General features: G+C 68.4%; 3 protein-coding genes. 2 read left to right on the forward strand and 1 reads right to left on the reverse strand.

The window, feature by feature from the left end; genetic code table 11:
* Nucleotides 1-1,057, forward strand: a 1,057-nt coding sequence (locus tag QZ994_RS19275; RefSeq protein WP_290877546.1) for an N-acetylmuramoyl-L-alanine amidase, incomplete at its 5' end; no start/stop codon positions are given.
* A gap of 10 nt (nucleotides 1,058-1,067) precedes the next feature.
* On the opposite strand, the gene QZ994_RS19280 is transcribed toward QZ994_RS19275, so the two are convergent.
* Nucleotides 1,068-1,721, reverse strand: coding sequence for a DedA family protein (locus QZ994_RS19280; RefSeq protein ID WP_290877549.1), 654 nt, complete (start codon nucleotides 1,719-1,721; stop codon nucleotides 1,068-1,070).
* Between the two features lie 92 nt (nucleotides 1,722-1,813).
* Between QZ994_RS19280 and mutL the strand changes: the two genes are divergently transcribed.
* The coding region (gene mutL, locus QZ994_RS19285) for a DNA mismatch repair endonuclease MutL (protein ID WP_290877552.1) at nucleotides 1,814-2,919 on the forward strand (1,106 nt) is incomplete at its 3' end.

The raw sequence follows: 2,919 nt of genomic DNA on the forward strand, positions 1-2,919 counted from the left end.
GGCCGCCAACGCCACGCCAGGCGCAGCAGCGCCGACCAGCCCCGCCCTGCCCCCGGCCGCCAATGCAGCCGGCGCCACCACAGGCAAGGCCTCCAACCAGGCGGCCGATGCCATGAACGACGCCCTGGGCGAGTTCATTGGCGGGCTCAAGCGCCCCACCCCGCAGGCCGACACCAAGATCGCCGCCCGCGCCGCGAGCAAGCCCTCGGAGAAGGCCACCGACAAAGCCGCCGACAAGGCGGCCGAACGCCTGGCCGAGGCCCGGGAAGCCAAGGAAGCACGTGAGAGCCGTGAGGCCCGCGATTCCGACAAGGACAACGAACCGCGCGGCCGGGGCGACAGCACCCAGCGCCTGGTCATCATCGCGCTGGACGCCGGCCACGGTGGCGAAGACCCCGGTGCCGTGGGCCCCAGCGGCCTGTACGAAAAAGACGTGGTGCTTTCTGTGGCCCACAAGCTGCGCGCGCGCATCAATGCCCAGCCCGGCATGCGCGCCATGCTGACCCGAGAATCGGACTACTTCGTGCCCCTGCACGAGCGCGTGAACAAGGCACGCCGGGTGCAGGCCGACCTGTTCGTCTCCATCCACGCCGACGCCTTCATGAACCCCGAAGCCCGCGGTGCCTCGGTGTTCGCGCTGTCAGAGGGCGGGGCCACGAGCGCGGCAGCACGCTGGATGGCCAAGAAGGAAAACGCCTCCGACATGGTGGGCGGCGTCAACATCAAGGCCAAGGACGCCACCGTGCTGCGCACCCTGCTCGACATGTCGACCACGGCGCAGATCAAGGACAGCCTCAAGCTCGGCAGCGCCGTGCTGGGCAACCTGGGCAAGATCGGACGCCTGCACAAGGCCACGGTCGAGCAGGCCAGCTTTGCCGTGCTCAAGGCCCCGGACATCCCATCCATCCTCGTGGAAACCGGCTTCATCTCCAACCCTGAAGAAGAATCCAAGCTCAAGGACGACGGCTACCAGGCCCAGCTGGCCGATGCCCTGCTCTCGGGCATCCAGCGCTACTTCGCGCGCAACCCGCCCCTGGCACGCAACCGGGCGCTGTGAACGCGGCGGCTCAGGCCGAAGCAGCCTGTTCGCTGCGGCTGGCCTTCCAGCCGCCGTACAGCGCAATCAGGCCGGGCACGATGATCATCGCCAGGATGATCTTGCTCAGGTGCTGCTGCACGAAGGGGATGTTGCCAAACAGGTAGCCCGCCAGGCTTAGCCCCACCACCCAGACCACGGCGCCCACCACGTTGAAGGCGGTGAACTTGGCGCGGTTCATCTCGGCCACACCGGCCACAAAGGGCGCAAAGGTGCGGATGAAGGGCATGAAACGGGCCAGGATGATGGTGACGCCACCGTGCTTTTCGTAAAAACGGTGGGCCGAGTCGAAGGCCTTGCGGTTGAACCAGCGAGAGTCTTCCCACTGGAAGACCTTGGGGCCGAGGTAGCGACCGATGCTGTAGTTGAGCTGGTCGCCCAGGATGGCAGCAGCCAGCAGCACGCCGATGGCCACGGGCAGGCTCATCGCGCCGCCCGCCGCCAGGGCGCCGACCATGAAGAGCAGCGAATCACCAGGCAGGAAGGGCATGACAACCAGCCCCGTCTCGACGAAAACGATCAGGAACAGGAGGGCGTAGACCCACACACCGTAAGCCTGGATGAATTCGGCCAGGTGCTTGTCGACGTGAAGGATGAAGTCGATGAGGAAGTGTGCAATGTCCATGGGCGCGGATTATGGCGGGGAAGTTGCGGGCGATCGCCGCAAAGCCCATGCCAGCGGCGGCGCGATCACCCCCGGCCTTTTACAATGTCGGGATGACGCTTGAGCCCGCCCGTGCCCCCGATCCAGACGATCAGCCTGCTTTGACACCTGATCAGGGGAGCGCCCCCGTGCGCCGCGAAATCCGCGAACTGCCCGACGAACTCGTGAGCCAGATCGCCGCCGGCGAGGTGGTGGAGCGGCCGGCTTCGGTCGTGCGCGAGCTGGTCGACAACGCCCTGGACGCGGGCGCCAGCCAGGTCACGGTCAAGCTGATGGCCGGCGGCGTGCGCCAGATCCTGGTCGAAGACGACGGCTGCGGCATCCCCGTGAGCGAGCTGCCCCTGGCCCTGCGCCGCCATGCCACCAGCAAGATCCGCTCGCTGGACGACCTGGAGCAGGTCGGCACCATGGGCTTTCGGGGCGAGGCCCTGGCGGCCATCGCCTCGGTGTCGGACGCGTCCATCGCCAGCCGCACGCCGCAGGACGCCCACGCCCACCGCCTGGACGCCCGCTCGGGCGAGCTGACACCGGCGGCCCGCAGCGTGGGCACCAGCGTCGAGGTGCGCGAGCTGTTTTTCAGCACCCCGGCCCGCCGCAAGTTTCTGAAGACCGATGCCACCGAGCTGGCCCACTGCCTGGAGTCGGTGCGCCGCCATGCCCTGGCCCGCCCCGACGTGGGCTTTGCGGTGTGGCACGAAGGCAAGCTGACGCAACAGCTGCGCGCCGGCAGCGCCGAGCAACGCGTGCAGGACGTGCTGGGCGAAGAGTTCATCCGCACCAGCCGCCCGGTGGACCTGCAGATCGGCCCAATGCGCGTGCACGGCCGCGCCGGTCTGCCCGACGCCGCCCGCTCGCGTGCCGACTGGCAGTACTGCTACGTGAACGGGCGCTATGTGCGTGACAAGCTGATCGCCCACGGCGTGCGATCGGCCTACGAAGACGTGCTGCACGGCTCGCGCCAGCCGACCTACGTGCTCTTCATCGAGATCGCGCCCGAGCGTGTGGACGTGAACGTGCACCCCACCAAGATCGAGGTGCGCTTCCGTGATTCGCGCGAAGTGCACCAGGCTGTGCGCAAGGCCGTGGAGGCCGCACTGGCACAGTCGCGCGCCGGCGCTGCGGCCGCACCCCTGGTGCCCGGCCTGACGGCCGCGGTCGC

This window comes from Aquabacterium sp., from assembly GCF_021768455.1.
GTDB lineage: Bacteria > Pseudomonadota > Gammaproteobacteria > Burkholderiales > Burkholderiaceae_C > Aquabacterium.

Coding starts and splice junctions, on each gene's coding strand:
- QZ994_RS19280 (WP_290877549.1), bottom strand. CDS start 1,721: ATGGACATTGCACACTTCCTCATCGACTTCATCCTTCACGTCGACAAG.